General features: G+C 66.5%; 9 protein-coding genes. 4 read left to right on the top strand and 5 right to left on the bottom strand.

The features are described from left to right. Window positions 1-372 precede the first annotated feature (372 nt). A complete protein-coding gene (locus HY049_19625; protein MBI3451110.1) occupies window positions 373-10,269 on the top strand; it encodes a thrombospondin type 3 repeat-containing protein in 9,897 nt (3,298 codons plus the stop codon). Between the two features lie 180 nt (window positions 10,270-10,449). On the opposite strand, the gene HY049_19620 is transcribed toward HY049_19625, so the two are convergent. The 5 genes from HY049_19620 to folK all read right to left on the bottom strand — a co-directional run bounded on the left by HY049_19620 (window position 10,450) and on the right by folK (window position 13,981). Further along, a complete protein-coding gene (locus HY049_19620; GenBank protein ID MBI3451109.1) occupies window positions 10,450-10,854 on the bottom strand; it encodes an aspartate 1-decarboxylase in 405 nt (134 codons plus the stop codon). Window positions 10,855-10,896: 42 nt separating this feature from the next. Beyond that, window positions 10,897-11,748, bottom strand: a complete 852-nt coding sequence (locus HY049_19615; protein MBI3451108.1) for a pantoate--beta-alanine ligase — start codon at window positions 11,746-11,748, stop codon at window positions 10,897-10,899. Next, window positions 11,745-12,635 carry a 3-methyl-2-oxobutanoate hydroxymethyltransferase gene (gene panB, locus HY049_19610; GenBank protein MBI3451107.1) on the bottom strand — a complete coding sequence of 297 codons (891 nt, stop codon included), beginning with the start codon at window positions 12,633-12,635 and terminating at the stop codon, window positions 11,745-11,747. The genes HY049_19615 and panB overlap by 4 nt, the downstream gene beginning before the upstream one ends. Window positions 12,636-12,784: 149 nt before the next feature. After that, a complete protein-coding gene (locus HY049_19605) occupies window positions 12,785-13,432 on the bottom strand; it encodes a deoxynucleoside kinase (protein MBI3451106.1) in 648 nt (215 codons plus the stop codon). Between the two features lie 9 nt (window positions 13,433-13,441). Continuing rightward, window positions 13,442-13,981, bottom strand: coding sequence for a 2-amino-4-hydroxy-6-hydroxymethyldihydropteridine diphosphokinase (gene folK / locus HY049_19600; GenBank protein ID MBI3451105.1), 540 nt, complete (start codon window positions 13,979-13,981; stop codon window positions 13,442-13,444). Window positions 13,982-14,157: 176 nt separating this feature from the next. Between folK and HY049_19595 the strand changes: the two genes are divergently transcribed. The 3 genes from HY049_19595 to HY049_19585 all read left to right on the top strand — a co-directional run. Further along, window positions 14,158-14,742: a tetratricopeptide repeat protein gene (locus tag HY049_19595; GenBank protein ID MBI3451104.1), complete on the top strand. Its 585-nt coding sequence runs from the start codon at window positions 14,158-14,160 to the stop codon at window positions 14,740-14,742. A gap of 14 nt (window positions 14,743-14,756) precedes the next feature. After that, window positions 14,757-15,791: a YvcK family protein gene (locus tag HY049_19590; GenBank protein MBI3451103.1), complete on the top strand. Its 1,035-nt coding sequence runs from the start codon at window positions 14,757-14,759 to the stop codon at window positions 15,789-15,791. After that, window positions 15,788-16,052: NTP transferase domain-containing protein (locus tag HY049_19585; GenBank protein MBI3451102.1), on the top strand; the 265-nt coding region annotated here is incomplete at its 3' end. The genes HY049_19590 and HY049_19585, both read left to right, overlap by 4 nt.

The following is a 16,052-nucleotide window of genomic DNA, read 5'->3' as shown; positions in this document are numbered from 1 at the left end:
TAGCGCACTCATTGACGCATTCAAAGGTCGTCCAGCCTCGGGGATCTCCTCTTAAGTCGTATGACCCGACAGCATCCGAAGGGACGAACGACGAGAGCATCAATTTTCGGTTCGAGGTTTGGATGGCTTTAACTATCCTGAAAACACGGCGTTGCGTGCAAATTCCCGAACTGTCGCGACCCCATAAAATGGCGAAAAACTTGTTGACGCTCCGGAGGTCTCTCCGTATATTACGCCCACTTCAAATTGGGCTAGACCGTTTCTGTGTGCGCAGGTGCCGCAACTCATGTTTTCATGTCATTTGTTGGGGAGAGAACCTTAAGGGCGAGGGCGGTGGTGTCCTCGCGCGCATGACGTAACTGGGAGGAGGTCATGTTGAGAAGAAGGTTTCCCGTCACACTCTTGAAGGGGACCATCGGGCTGGGCCTGGCGGTGCTCCTGATCGCTCCGGTAGCGGTCCTCTGGTCTGTGGGCCAGACATCGGACGATCATGGCGCCAAGAAGTCTCTGGCCCTTGGACCCCCGGGCTCGTACACGCCCGAGATGCTGGCGACCGATCTCGCGTTCATCCAGAAGTCGCACCGCCCGATGTACGAGCGGTCGACGAAGCTCTGGACCCCCGAGATGGGATCGCCCCGGCTGGGTCAAGTCGGCGTCGGCGAACTCGGCCTGCCCGATACGATCATCCTGCCGATGGCCAAGGGATCGTTCCGGAGCAACCGGCCGGTCGCCGTGGCGGACGCTCTGAAGAGAGACCGCGCGAACGACCCGCAGTCTCTGAAGGGCGAGTACTTCATCGCGCAGCTCAGCCAGAGCGCTGTCGCCGGAAAGCGTAACAACGAAGTCCGGCAGGCTCTCGCCGCGACGGGCGCCGAGATCATGGATTTCGTCCCGAACAACGCGTTCCTCGTTCGGGTCAAGTCCAAGGATCAGGCCACCTTCCAGGCCTCTCCCCTCTTCAGCTTTGTCGGTCCTTACGAGCCGGCGTACAAGATCCACCCCACCGTCGGCCGCAACAAGCTCTACAGCCCCGAGCGCGCCGCGAAGGACGTCATCGATCTCGTCGTCCGTCTGCACCGCGGCGAGCCGAGCGTGGACCTCGAGAAGGACATCGTTCACGGTGGCGGCGTCATCAACCAGAAGCAGCCGGTTGAGAGCGGCCAGACGATTCTTTCCGTGACCGTCAAGACCACCGAGGTCGCCAGGCTCGCGAAGCACCCCGAGGTCTATCAGATCACCGAGACGCCGCAGTGGCGGAGCCTCGACCTCGTCACCTCGATCCAGACCGAGGTCGGCCGCTTCATCGACCCGCGCACCACGGGCGGCGCGTTCGTGCGTCCGTTCTACAACGAGAACATCGACGGCGGCGGCACGTACGTCACCGACCCGAACACGATCGCCGGCTGCTCGCCCTTCAACCCGGCGACCGGCAACGTCGATCCGAACTGCTACGTCGTTCAGCCGCAGTTCATCGGTGTCGTTGACAACGGCTACTCGCTGGACTCGGCAACGCTGGCCCACAGCACCGCGGCTCCCTGCACGTCGGCCAACCCGACCTGCACGGCGGCCGGCCTCGGCACGGGCCTCGGCGTCGGTCCCACGCACCGCAAGGTCGAGATGTTCGTCAAGTCGACCGACAAGAACCACGACGGCGTCGCGGACGACACCGGCCAGGGCGATTTCCTCTCCTGTGACTCGCTCAGCTCCGGCGGCGACTCGCACGGTCAGGTGACCGTCGGCACGATGGCCGGCAACCCCTCGGGTGGCCAGTTCGGCCTCGGCTTCTTCTTCTCGGACGTCGACAACTCGAACCAGTTCTTCTCCTACTTTAGCGACACGAACGAGAAGAACTTCCCGATGGACGGCCAGGCTCCGGGCGCGCGTCTTCTTCTGATCGACGCCCAGGGGAACGGCGTTCCCGTCGTGGGTCCGCCGCCCTGCGCGACGAACCTCCTCAGCGACGTCGACACGGGACCGAGCGTTCTGGACGAGGTCCAGGCCCTCGCCTTCCGCCGTGACATCAATGGCCTCGCGGCGACCACGCTCGATCCGCGCGGCGCGAAGATCGTCGTCCTGCCCTTCGGCTCGCCGACGAACTTCGACAACAACATCTTCAACGGTCAGGGCACGTACGCCGGCAACGCCTCGGACATCGACGCGTTCCTCTTCGCGAACCGCCGGGTCCTCACCGTCGTGCCCGTGGGCAACGACGGCGCCGACCCGCTCAACGGTGCGAACGTCGATCCCTTCACGCCGACGGACGCGAACGACACGTACACGGCCGACGACATCCAGACTCAGGATCTCGCGACCGGGAAGAACATCGTGGCGGTCGGTGCCAACCAGACGGACACGCTCTCTCTGAGCGTCGCCCCGACGGACCAGACCGAGTTCGCGCTTCATTTCTCCTCGAAGGGTCCGGCCACCTTTGCTTCCGGCCGCATGTCCCCCATGGTTCTCGCCCCGGGCAGCGAGCCGTCCATCGGCGCGCGCGCTCGTGAGGGAGCCTTCTCCGACGACTACTTCGAGTCGCACACGGTCATCACGTCGTTCGACGACGATCAGTCGTTCAGCGGCGGAACGCTCGGCGCTCCCGAGCTGGTGCGGAACCAGGGCAAGATCGGGACGTCCTTCTCCGCGGCCAAGGTTGGCGGAGCGGCGGCCCAGATTCGCGACTACTTCGCGAAGGGGTACTACCCGAAGGGAATCCGTGGGAGCGGTGCGGCGCGCAAGGATATGAGCGGCGCGCTCGTCAAGGCTCTCATCGCGGGTTCGGCCGACTTCCTGGAGTCAGACCGCATCGTGGACTGCTCGCATAAGTTCTGCATCCAGGAAGGGTACGGGAAGGTTGAGATCGCGAACATCCTCCCGCTGAAGTCCTACCCGAGAACGATTCGGCCGTTGAACGCGAGCGTTCTGTCGCTCCAGCCTGACACGCCGGTCAACATCCTCGTCGCCGACGAGTACTTCGACGGTGGCGCGGGCTATGGCGTCGTGGCCCTCGGTGGTAGCAAGGAGTTCAAATTCACCGTGGACCATGGTGGTGCCTCGCTCAGGGCCTCGCTCGCCTGGTATGACGCGGCTGGCGAGACTCTGACGAACAACCTCGATCTAGAGGTGCAGGACGGTGACTTCGATCGCACCGTCGGCAACTGCGGCGTGCCCGGCCTCGGCTACTGCGGCGGCGCTCTTGGTTGCGTTCCGAACCCGTCCGCCTGCGGCGCGTGCACGATCGCCCAGACGCCGGGCAACGACGCGGCGTATTTCGATCCCACCGCCAACAACCCGTTCCTCCGCCGTTTCCTGGGCAACAACTTCCGTGACCGCACGCAGTTCAGCCATCACGCGGAGTGCGACGCCAACGGCGTCCTCGATCCTGCCGGTGCGGACAGCGTTCGTGACACGGCCAACACCACCGAGATGGTGTACACGTACTACATCAACAACACGGACGTCCTGCTCAGCATTCCGGCCAACACGCAGATCGGCGCCAACCAGGGGACAGGCAGCGAGGGCTTCTTCAAGGCCGTCGTCAACTTCCCGGATGGTCCGGGCGTCGAGGTAGGCGCTCCGAACATTCCCTGCGTCACGCCGGGACCCAATGCCGTGCTCAACACCGCTCCTGCCGGCAACGACGTCATCCTCACGACGGCGGACGGCGTGAGCTACATCGGCTCGGGCGTCGACAACACGGGCACCGTGGGCGTTGACGAGGCTCGTTGCGACACGACGGCCGCCGGCGACGACGTTCAGGAAGTCCCGAACGGCGTCATCGGTCAGGCCTTCGGCCTCGTGGTGACCGGCCCAATCCGCTACGGCACGGTTCGGGGCAGCAAGGTCGAGTTGGACAAGAACGTGTACGACTGCTCCGACACGGCCCTTACCACGACGATCACTGAAGACACGTTCCCGCCCCCCTCGGCGACGACGATCAGCAACCGGACGACGGTGCAGGTCGTGAACGCCGCGGGTACCGTGGTCGATACGGAAGCGGGAATCACGTTCGTGAACCCGATCGCAGCTAACGTTTTCCGCGTGTGGCGTGGTCAGACTTTCCAGAACTCGGGAGCCATCCGCGTCCAGTACATCGGCGGCCTGACCCCGGCGAGAAACCCGATCGCGAACAATGGGCTCGTCGAGGTCAACGACGGTCAGACCATCAGGGTGGTCTACGCCGACGGCGACGCCGGCGACCCGACGATCACCGCAAGCTCGTCGGTTTCCTGCCGGCCGAGCATCAACGAGGCGTTCGCGGGCCTCGCCGTCGAGAACGTCCACCAGAAGTTCGTCGCTGGTGGCTGCGACGTCGGCCGCTTCCGCGGCGCCCGAGGTGACTTCAACTTCGACGCCAAGGAAAAGGTCCAGTACCAGGTGTACTTCGCGAACCACAGCTCCACGATCCTCAACGATGTCCAGGCGACGCTCTCCTGCCAGAACCCGGTCGGGGCGACGCACAATCCCTGCGGTTACCTCACTCTCCTCGATCCGGTCCAGAACATCGGCCGGATGCCCTTCGGGCGAGAGGGGGGCGCCGCGTGGAACATCAAGGTCTCCGAGACTCTGAAGGCGGACGTCGAGAGCAACACGCTGCCCGGCTCAGAGCGCGCCGTCCTGATGAACGTGACGTTCAAGGCGACGAACTCGGACTTTGGGGCCGGTCTGGCCACGCAGAGCTTCCAGTTCCGCGAGGCGCTCCAGGCCGACAACCAGAGGCTCTTCTACAGCACCGACAACCCCGCGGGCGGCAGTGCGTTCGTCGACTACAACCGCAATGGTCTCATCGAGACCAGGGAGTTGGCGAACGGCGGCTTCCGCGAGGAGCGTGAGATCCGCACGTTCGAGACCTGGACCGGGACGTCGAACGCCGGGCTCCTGACGGCGTGCGGCGGCGGTTCCTGCGTTCCGTTCAACTTCGACACCAACAACGGTGGACTCACCACGAAGCTGGCGTCCGACAGCAAGCCGGGCTCCGGCTATCCGACCGGGACGCAGGGCTGGTTCTACGGAACCGGCGGCGCCTGCGGTTGGCAGACCCAGGGTGGATCGCTCCCGGCGTCACCCAAGGGCATCTGGCACGCCGGCGCCGGTCCGATCCCGAACCTCGGGGCCGGCACCTGCGGGAACTACGTCCTTCCGGCCGACGCCACCACGGGTCCGACGATCGAGTTCGTGCATTTCGCGTTGACCTCGCCGATCTTCAACAAGGTCAACACGGGAACTGACGTCCGCGGCTTCACGTTCGACGCCCGCGCCGAAGATCTCGGCTGGAACGAGAACGTGTTTGCCAACGACGCCAGCGCCAAGATGTACGCGCAGATCGACATGAACATCGACGACGACGGCCCGACGATTCTCGGTGAATCGCAGGTCTACCGTCCGCCGTTCAACACGGCAGGCCCCAGGACGAACTCCGTCAACGGCGCCCGCCGGTTCGGGCCGCTCTTCGACCCGAGCGGCGCGGTCGGCGACGAGGTCGGCCAGGCGGCCCCGCTGGCTTCCTACGATGCCGGCAACTTCCTGCAGCGGCCCTTCATGCCGTACCCGGCCGCGGACTCCGATGGCAACGGCGCCAACGGGTTCACGTCCGACACCCGCATCTCCACGGGCAGCAACTGCGGCGCAGTCCCGGCCGGTCAGCCCTGCAGATCTGCGGGCTTCACGACGGCGGCAGGTCCGGTCAGGAACCGTGACATCGAGACCGGTGCTTCGTTCGAGGACTTCAACGGCGCCTCCGGCACCCGCTTCCAGTTCGAACTGAACTGGCAGCTCACCGAGGGCGGCACCGGCGCGAGCGGCTGGTCGATTGACGACGTCCGGTTCGAGTGGTCCGAGCAGCATCCGGCGGATCAGCTCAGCTTCACCGGCGGCGACTGCAGCCTCAACAACACGCCGTTCCCGACCTGCGTGGCCAACACCTGCACCAGCGGGCCTCGCTCAGGTCAGTTCTGCCGCAGCACCCACGACGACGATTGCCGTCTGGTCGCGGTCGAGGGAACCTGCGTGGGAGCTGTTGTTGTCTGCTCGCTTCCAAGCACGAACACGGGAACCTGCACGACCGGTCTGATCGGCAAGTCATGCTGCGATCAGAACGACTGCGACCTGGGTACCTGCATCGCGGGAAACACCTCCCTTGGGTGCTCCGTCGATGCGGACTGCAACCTTGCGACGAACGACTGCGACGCGATCCGCGTCCGCCAGGCGGGGCCGCAGGGCTCGGCGTTCACCTCCGGCCAGTGCGCCGTGGTGAACTTCGAGAAGCTGTTCACCTATGACTGCACCACGAGCATCAAGGTCACGGTGCAGGACGACACTCCCTCGCTTTGTGGTGGCGGCCAGGGCTGCTCCACGACCCCGAGGCAGGTGCTCGTCAACGCCCGCAGCCTCGAGCAGCCCCTCGGCAACACGTACAAGCTGACCGAGACGGCTCCGAGCTCCGGCGTCTTCACCGGTGACGTTCAGCTCAGCGCCGTCAACCAGCAGCCGGGGGTTCTCTTCCTCGGAGCGAACTCGGCCGAGAACACGAACGTCGTCGTCTCCTACCAGGACCCCGAGTGCGATCTGAACAGCGACGGTGTCCTGAATCAGAGCGACTTCACCGACGTGGACGGTGACGGCGTCAAGAACTTCGGCCTCGACGGCGTCCTTAACGATCAGAGCGGGACCGTCACGTTCCTCACCGGCGGGAAGGCAAGCGACGACGACAACTGCTTCAACGGGTTGACCGGCACCGACATCTACAACCCGGTCGGTCTCGACCAGCTCGGCCTTGGTTGCATCGCCGATCCGAACCACAACCTGACCGGACAGTGCGACCACGACAACGACGGTGTCGGCGACATCTGCGACAACTGCCCGTTGGTCGCCAACGCCGATCAGCTCGACACCGACAAGGACGGCATCGGTGATGTCTGCGAGGTTCTGGACATCGACCACGATGGCGTTCCGAACACGTCGGACAACTGCCCGTCGATCTACAACCCGACGCAGCAGGGACCGCCGACGCACGGTGGCGGCAGCCGCTTCAACCGCGGCTTCCTCTGCCAGAGCACGCAGGACAACGACGGAGACGGAGTGGTCGAGGGCGTGGACAACTGCCCGAACACCCTTCGTGAAGAGGATGGATTCGGTGGAACCGTGGTGGGTCCGTGCCCGATCGGCCCGGGAACCTGCACGGCGAGTCAGTCCATAGCGTTCACCTACAACCCTGACCAGCGTGACACCGACAACGACGGAGTCGGCGACGTCTGCGACTCCGAGGACTACGATGGTGACGGTGTCATCAACAACGTCGACAACTGCCCCACCTTCTACAACCCGGCCGACCCTGCGTTCCAGGTTCAGGCCGATTCAGATGGTGACGGCCGAGGCGACGACCGCAGGGGCCAGGACACGGTGGGCGTCTGCCAGCCGGGCAACGCGAACGCGGGCGTCCGATGCATTACGGTCGGCACCGCGGCGAACTGCATCACGGGCGGCACCGGAGCGTTCTGTATCCAGTCAGCGGACCCGTACTGCGATTACAGTTCCACCGACAACAACAACGACGGCGTGCCGGACGACCTGACTCAGTTCGCCACGCAGCTCAACTGCAACTACGGCCCGGGCGGACTCGGCACGGCGGCCTCTGAAATCGCCGCGGTGTCCCTCTCGGCGGTGCTCGTCACGGACGACGGAACGGCAGACCCGATCTGCACTTCCGGCGACCCGAACCCGAACAACGATCCGTCGATCGCGGAGCACTGCGACTCGCGGACCAACGCGTCGTGCGACAATCCGGGATTCCCGGGTACCGGCGTGTGCAGCAACGTTCCGGACGGCATCGTGGACCCGGGCGAGGTTGCCTCGGTCCGCCTCACGGTCGCCAACCAGACCGTGGACGCCCAGAACAACCCGAGAACGCTGACCAACGTGACCGTTGGAATCCGCTCGGGCTCACCGGCGGTTGGATGTGTTCTGAAGGGCCAGACGTTCCTCGGGACCCTGCCGACCACCGGCACGGTTCAGTCGGCAGCCAACGCCCTGCAGTTCATCATCAGCCCGTTGACGGGTCAGTCGACGGTCGCAGTCGCCGCTGAGGCTGAGTTCGCCCTCACGGTGGCCGGCGATTCGATCCAGGGGAACGGCGGAAACCAGACGTTCAAACTGACGCTCGACCAGGACGTGCAGTTCTTCCCGGCCATCGCGAACGCGTGCGGCGGGACGAAGCTGGGCGGCGGGCTTTCCGGCGGTCACCTGACCGACGCGGGCGCCCTCTGCGAGGACTTCGATACGGACCGTAACGGCAACGGGACGTTCCAGTGGACGAGGCTCTTCCCGTCGGCCGATCCGAACGATCCGTTCCGTGGCGTGCCGGATCCGAATGACGACGTCCTCGGCCACTCGGTCGACGGCGGTCCCATTCCGTTCGGCGTGAGCGGTCTGATATGCTCGACCGACGTTGGTTTCGCGGCGGCGAGAGCGACCTGCCACGTTGTCCCGACCGAGAATGACTGGCACCTGCACTCCCGTCAGGAAGGGTGCGACGCGACCTACGACCCGACCATGACGTCCGCTTGCGGTCCGGAAGCGAAGGCCCACAGCGGATTCCGCGCGATGCACATGGGGCGCCATTTGAATGCCACGAGCACCCTGGGTGACACCTACCGGTTGAGGCAGACCTCGGCCTTCGTCATGGATCCGGTGAACCTCGGCACGGCCTCCCGCCTCGACTTCTGGCACATCATCACGGTGTGTGATGACAAGTGCAACAACGCGGGCGCGGGCGGAACGTTTGCGGGCGGACAGATTCAGGTCAGCCTGCTGAACAGCGGCACGGGCCTCTACGAGCCGTGGCAGAGAATCACCCCGACGATCAACGGGTACAACTCCGTGGGACAGAACATCGTCGTCATCTGCGAGTTCGACCCCGGTGACGATCAGAACCCGCCGCTCAACGAGACCATCTGCGGGAACCAGCCGCAGTGGTCCGACGAGGGCGACTGGCACGGTACGGACCTGACCTGCACGACCGACACGGACAACGACGATCCGATCGACAAGGACTGCGGTTCGTCGACGAACAGGACCGTGGCGGCATGCAGTTGGATCAGCGACCCGAACTGCGGCTCGTTCCTCGAGCATGGCAGCCAGGGAAGCGGTGTGTGGGTGCGTGAGCAGTTCAACCTCAGCGCCTTCGCGGGTCGCAAGGCCCGCCTCCGGTGGCTCGATCAGACCGGTGGTGGCTGGGGCTTCGGTGAATACCGCTCGTTCCTCGAGCCGGAGCCCGGTGGTCTGTCTTCGCAGTTCTTCGATGTCGACGACGGATGGATCATCGACGATATCCGCCTGACGGACCTCCGTACGACGGCGGCCTCCATCGCTCCGGATAACCTCGACGGACTGTCCACCTGCCCGAGCCAGGGCGACACCAACAACTGCGGTGTCATCAACCTGGCGATCGCGGGAAGCGCGGTGGATACAAGAGTGGGCGCTACGTCCACCAACCCGCCGACTCTCGTCCTGAGAGCCCAGTCGGGCGATCTGCGCACGGGGATCACGCTCGATGCACGTCAGAGCACGGCGGCGGACGATCCGAACACCGTGGCGGTCGAGAGAGGTTGCAGCGCGGGCCTCCTCCAGTACCAGTGGAGCGAGCTGAACCCGAACGGCACGGTGGCTCGAGTCATCCAGCCGTTCTCGGCTCAGGCGAACATCCTCGTGGCGGTCGACAAGGACACCTCGTACCAGGTCGACGCGAGGTGCTCGTCGGATTCCGGCTGCGCCTCGAGCCGGATCGTGGCGGTCCAGGTCTACACCGGAGACGGTAGCGACCTGAACAACGGTGGTCTGCTGTGCAAGGACACGTCCGGAAACGTCGTCGCATGCGGTACGGCGGCGGCGAATGCCGGTACGACGTCCGAGCTCGATGGACTGACCATGGATCACGACCCGAACACGAACACGGCGACTCTCACGTGGCGCTCGAGACCTCAGGTCTCGGGTGAGAGCGGATTCGACGTGTTCAAGCGGGATGTGGCAGCGGCTGGAACGGACATCTTCGCCGGCAACGTCTTCGCCGGTGGGGCGTGCTTCCAGAACGCTCAGGCGAACGGTGCCGTCGGAACGATCGTGACCAAGACGGACACGGTCATGCCGGCCGCCGGACATGCAAGCCTGTACATGGTTGGCCACAGCAGCACCAACACGCTGGCGATCGCGCCTCTCGGCTTCCGTCCCTCGGTGAGCTCGAGAGCGAACACGCTCATCAGCGCTGCGGTGACCTGCCCGTAGGCTAGACTCGGTACCAGACCTAGCTCGGTAACAGACCGAGCTCGGTAACAGAATGGAAGCGGGGCCCAAAAGGCCCCGCTTTTTTTTGTTCCGGAGGAGACAGCGAACGGAGCCGCCATGGCCGCCCGCAGGCCCGGGGGCGGACGTCGGCGTGGTCTAGCGGGTGGAACCCCCGGCGGGCTACTTGCGGGGAGCGCGCGAGGCGGCGGCCGCGTGCTCCGCGCCCGCCGCCGGCGTCGCCGTGATCCGGTTCTGGGCGTCGACCAGCACCACCCGCGGTTCGTGTGAGGCGATTTCGCTCTCCTCGAAGCTGGCGTACGCCGCGATGATGACCTTGTCGCCCGCGGTGGCGAGGCGTGCCGCAGCGCCGTTCACACAGACCGTGCCGCCTGCGGGCTCCCCCTCGATGACGTAGGTGCTGAACCGTGCCCCGTTGTTGACGTTGTAAACGTCGATCCGCTCGAACGGCACCAGGCCCGCCGCGGCCATGAGCCGCGTGTCCAGCGTGAGGCTCCCCTCGTACTCGACGTTGGTGTCGGTCACCGTCGCGCGGTGGATCTTCGCTCTCAGCAGATCTCTTCGCATCTTCCCGGAACCTCCTGCGTCACGCGTGCACGACGATCCACGTCACACGCTCACGATGATGTTGTCGATGAGACGGGTCTTCCCCAGGTGCGCGGCGACGGCGACGAGGAGGCTTCTCCCCGCGCCGCCCAGACTGTCGAGAGGCCTGAGGTCATCCGCCCCGACGATCTCGATGTACTGGGGCTCGAGCCCCGCCTCGACCAGCCGCGCCCGGATCCGCGTCTCGAGGCCGGCGGGGGAGGCGCCTCGCCCCGCGGCCATCTCCGCCGCCTCGCGCAGAGCCTGGTAGAGGGCCGGGGCGCGGCGGCGCTCGTCGGCCGAGAGGTAGACGTTCCGGCTCGAGAGGGCGAGGCCGTCGGCCTCCCGCACCGTCGGGCAGACCACGATGTCGATGCCGAAGTCGAGGTCTGCTTCCATTCGGGCGAGGATCGCGGCCTGCTGCGCGTCCTTCTGCCCGAAGTAGGCGGCGTCGGGTCGGACGATGTTGAAGAGCTTGGCCACGACCGTGGCAACCCCCCGAAAGTGCCCGGGGCGGAACGGGCCGCAGAGCCCGGAGTCCAGCTCCGTCACCTCCACCCACGTGGAGTGTCCGGGGCGGTAGATCTCGGACGCCTCCGGCATGAAGAGGAGATCGGTCCCCTCCGCCACGAGAAGCCGGGTGTCGCGGTCGGCGTCCCGGGGGTAGCGCTCGAAATCCTCGCCGGGGGCGAACTGGGTCGGGTTGACGAAGATGCTGGCGACCGTGACGGCGCACTCGCTTCGGGAGCGCCGCACCAGGCTCAGGTGGCCTTCGTGGAGGAATCCCATCGTCGGGACGAACCCGACGCGCTTCCCCTCGCGCCGGGAGCCGGAGATCTCGCTCCTCAGCCCGGCGGCCGTCTTCACGGTCTTCAACGCTCGCCCCCGCCATCCAGAGGCTCGCGGGGACCTGCCGGCCTCGCCGCGCGGGCGGTCGCCTCGGGTGCCTTCGATCCGCGCGGGCCCGGGCCGTACGATTCCTCCTCGGCGGGGAAGCGCCCCGCGGCGACGTCCGCGGCGTACGCCCGGACGGCCTCCACCGCCGCAGTTCTGAGGTCGGCGTAACGCCTCACGAAGCGGGGGACATCCTCGCCGTTGAGGCCGAGGAGGTCATTCACGACCAGGATCTGCCCGTCGCAGTGAGGCCCCGCGCCGATGCCGATCGTCGGCAGAGCCGTCGACTGCGTGACGAGGCGGGCGGCCTCCCCGGGAATCCCCTCGAGGACGATGCTGAACGCCCCGGCCTCCTCCAGCGCCCGCGCGTCCTCGAGGAGCGACTGCACGGCGTCCGGGCTCTTCCCCTGCACCTTGTAGCCGCCCATCGCGTGGACGGACTGCGGGGTCAGGCCGATGTGCCCCATCACCTGGATGTCGGCCTCCACCAGCGCGCGGACCACGCCGGCGCGGGCGCGTCCGCCCTCGATCTTCACCGCCTCCGCCCCCGCCTCCTGGACCAGCCTCCCGGCGTTCCGGATCGTCTCCTCCCTCGAGACGTGGTAGGACAGGAAGGGCATGTCGGCGACGACGAGCGCGGCGGTCTTCGCCCGCGCCACGGCGGCGGTGTGGTGGAGCATGACCTCGAGGGTGACGGGAAGGGTGGTGGGGTGGCCGAGAACGACCATCCCCAGGGAGTCCCCCACGAGGATGAGATCGACCCCGGCGGCGTCGAGGGTCCGTGCGGTGGGGTAGTCGTACGCGGTCAGCGCGACGATGGGGCGTCCTGCGCCCTTCCGGGCGCGGATCGCCGGGACGGTGATCTTCATTCAACCCCTCCTCTTCTCCCCGCAGATGTCGGGGGAATCGGCGGCGCGGCCCCGAACGGCGGGGCCCGAATCCTCCTAGTCTCGCACGGTCCCTCGGGCGGCTGCGCCAATCCGCCCGTCACGGGTTCCGGTCACGCGCAGCGTCACGCTCATCTCGGACCTTTCGAGGTTCCGAGTGGCGTGTAGTACTGCACTCCCCGGGTCATGTTCTCAATCTGGTTCACCAGGTCGCCGAGATCACCCTCCCGGTGCACGAAATCGATCTCCGACGTGTTGATCACCAGGAGCGGGCTCGCGGTGTAGTGGTAGAAGAAGTAATTGTACGCCTGATTCAGCTCGTTGAGGTACTTCTCGGCGATCTCCGACTCGTAGTCCCGCTTGCGCCGTCGGATCCGCTCCATCAGGACGTCGGTGTTCGCCTGCAGGTAGATGACCAGGTCGGGCTGCGGGACCCTCTCGGAGAGGACGGCGTAGAGGCGCTCGTAGAGCATCAGCTCGGAGTCGTCGAGGTTCAGGTACGCGAAGATCTTGTCCTTCGCGAAGAGGTAATCGCAGATCGTCACCTGCTGGAAGAGATCGGTCTGCGCGAGGGCCTGCTGCTGCATGCACCGGTTCAGCAGGAAGAAGATCTGGGCCTGGAACGCGGCCCCCGCGCGATCCCTGTAGAAGTCTCGAAGGAACGGATTCTCGATTCGCTCGACGACCTTGACCGCGCCGAACCGCGACGCCAGCAGCTCGACGAGGCTGCTCTTGCCCACGCCGATGGGCCCTTCGACCGCGAGGAATCGGAAGTTCATCCGTGGATGTTAACTGCGGTCCCTCGGGGATGCAACGGGAGCCCCGGGATCCGTCAGCCAGGAGGGGGGCTCGAGACGACGGGCCCACGCGGCGTCGTCGCACGCGCGCAGCAGATCCGCAATCGTCGCGCCGAGAATCGGATGAAGGTGCCCCGGGGCGATCTCGCAGAGGGGCTCGAGGTTGAATCGCCGCCGGTGAAACCGCGGGTGGGGGATCGTCAACTCCGCGTCATCCATGACGAGATCCCCCATGAGGAGGATGTCGACGTCGAGGCTTCTCCACGCAGGCGTCCCGCGCCGCCGCCCCGTGCGGTCCTCGGCGGACCGGCACGCGGCCATGAGGTCGTGAGGCGCCAGCGCGGTCTCCGCTTCGAGGGCGGCGTTGAGGACCGGAGCCTCACCGCCGATTCCAACCGGCTCCGTCTCCCACAGGCCGGAGGCCCGCCGGATCAGGATTCCGCTCTCCCTGAGGTAGGCGATTCCCTCGAGCAGTTGTCTTCTGGGGTGGCCATCCCGGGCGCCGAGTGCGAGGTAGACGGTCGCGCGCATCAGCGCCTATATTACCTCCGCTCAGCGGGTCCCCGACGCGTCGACGCCTTGACGGTGCAGCTTCCAAGCCCGTACAATGCCTGTTTCCTGCCACTTGTGAGAACGCCGGTCCCGGAGTCCCGAAGTGTTTCGGAGGCCCGGGGCGAAGATCTTCCTAACCCCGGGAGAGCGAAAAATTGAAGGACGCCAAGACGGCTCGGAAGGGTTCAGTCCGCGCGAAGAAGCCGGAGCCTCCGAAGAAGAAGGTTCCCGTCCCCCGCCCCCCCGGACAGGAAAAAGCGATCGAGGAGTTCGCCGCGGCGATCAGGCTGTTCCAGAAGCGTGAGCTCGCGCGGGCGCGCACCGCTTTCCAGGAGGTCCTCGACAACTTTCCCGGCGAGACCGAGATTGCCGACCGGGTCCGGACGTACGTGCAGATCTGCGATCGCAGTTTGCATCCGTCGGTCCCCCGGCTCAAGGACCCGGACGATTTCTACCATCAGGGGGTCGTCCTGATGAACCAGCAAAACCTCGAGGAGGCGTCTCGCATGTTCGAGAGAGCGCTTTCCCAGGAGCCCGGAAGCGAGAAGTGCCTGTACGCCCAGGCCACCGTCCTCGCCCTCTCCGGACGCCGCGACGAGGCGCTCGAGTCCCTTCGCCGCGCGATCGGGGCCAACCACGCGAACCGTCCGCGCGCGGCGAACGACGCCGACTTCGAGCCGCTTCGCGACGACGCGGAGTTCCAGGCTCTCGTCCGGACGGAGCGGGGCAGCGACGATTGAGCGCGGTCGTCACCATGGGGGAATCCGCCAGGGTGGGTGAGGGAGCGGGAAAGACCTCGGGGCTCGCGGTCGTCTGCATCGGCGGCGGGACGGGTCTGTCGACGCTTCTCGGCGGGCTGAAAGCCTACGTCGCCCGCCATGACGGCGACCCCGCGTCCCCCTCGACACCGCCTCGAGTCGCCCGCCTCTCGGCGATCGTGACCGTGAGCGACGACGGGGGCTCGTCGGGAAGGCTGAGGGAGGAGTTCCAGGTTCTCCCGCCCGGCGACATCCGCAACTGCATCGCGGCCCTCTCGGAGGACGAGAGCCTCCTCCTGAGGCTTTTCGAGTACCGGTTCGCCGGGAACGGCGATCTCGGCGGCCATTCGTTCGGAAATCTCCTCCTGACGGCGCTCACCGGCGTGACCGGGGACTTCTGCCAGGCCGTCACGATGGTCGGGGAGGTCCTGGCGATCAAGGGGCGGATCTACCCCTCGACCCTGGCGAGCGTCCACCTCGAGGCGGACCTCGCGGACGGCACGACGGTGCGCGGCGAGACGCGCATCTCGCAGAGCGCTCATCCGATCCGCCGCATCCGGCTCGAGCCCGAGATCTGCGAGCCGGTCGCCGAGGCGCTCGACGCGATCCGCTCGGCCGATCTCATCGTCCTCGGGCCGGGCTCCCTCTACACGAGCATCGCCCCGAACCTTCTCGTCCGCGGGGTCGCCGACGTCATCCGGGAGAGCCGGGGAAGAAAAGTCTACGTCTGCAATCTCATGACGCAGCCGGGGGAGACGGTCGGCTTCTCCGCCTCCCGCCACGCGCGGGCGGTCGCCGAGATCGCAGGCGAAGGCCTCTTCGACACCGTCCTCCTGAACTCCAGGATCCCCCCCCGATCCCTCGTCGAGAAGTACCAGCGCGAGGGGGCCGAGGTCGTTCCCTTCGACGCGGAGGGGTTCCGCGATCTGGGCGCCACCATCGTGAGCCGCGATCTCATGTCGGCGACCAGTCTCGTGCGCCACGACCCGGCGGCGCTCGCCCGCGAGATCCTCGCGCTGGCCCGGACGTGAGCCGCACGGCCTCGAGGCCCTGCGCGCTGATCCTCGCCGCGGGCCAGGGGAAGCGGATGCGCTCCCGGGTGGTCAAGCTCCTCCACGCGGTCGGCGGATCTCCCACGGTGGCCCACGTCGTGCGCACCGCGCGCGCCGTGCCCTGCCGCCGCATCGTCGCGGTCCTCGGCGTCCAGCGCGACGAGGTGCGCGCCGCGATCGAGGCGGCCTCGCCGAAGCAGCGCGTCGATTTCTGCGTCCAGGCGGAACAGCGCGGCACGG

The sequence above is a fragment of the Acidobacteriota bacterium genome, from assembly GCA_016195325.1.
Lineage (GTDB): Bacteria > Acidobacteriota > Polarisedimenticolia > JACPZX01 > JACPZX01 > JACPZX01.
The sequence above is the reverse complement of the archived record's forward strand: the minus strand, read 5'-3'. Positions and strand labels throughout refer to the sequence as shown.

Bases quoted from the DNA above. Each gene is read 5' to 3' on its own strand.
- HY049_19590 (MBI3451103.1), top strand. From the start codon at position 14,757: ATGGGGGAATCCGCCAGGGTGGGTGAGGGAGCGGGAAAGACCTCGGGG.
- HY049_19605 (MBI3451106.1), bottom strand. From the start codon at position 13,432: ATGAACTTCCGATTCCTCGCGGTCGAAGGGCCCATCGGCGTGGGCAAG.
- panB (MBI3451107.1), bottom strand. From the start codon at position 12,635: ATGAAGATCACCGTCCCGGCGATCCGCGCCCGGAAGGGCGCAGGACGC.
- HY049_19620 (MBI3451109.1), bottom strand. From the start codon at position 10,854: ATGCGAAGAGATCTGCTGAGAGCGAAGATCCACCGCGCGACGGTGACC.
- folK (MBI3451105.1), bottom strand. From the start codon at position 13,981: ATGCGCGCGACCGTCTACCTCGCACTCGGCGCCCGGGATGGCCACCCC.
- HY049_19625 (MBI3451110.1), top strand. From the start codon at position 373: ATGTTGAGAAGAAGGTTTCCCGTCACACTCTTGAAGGGGACCATCGGG.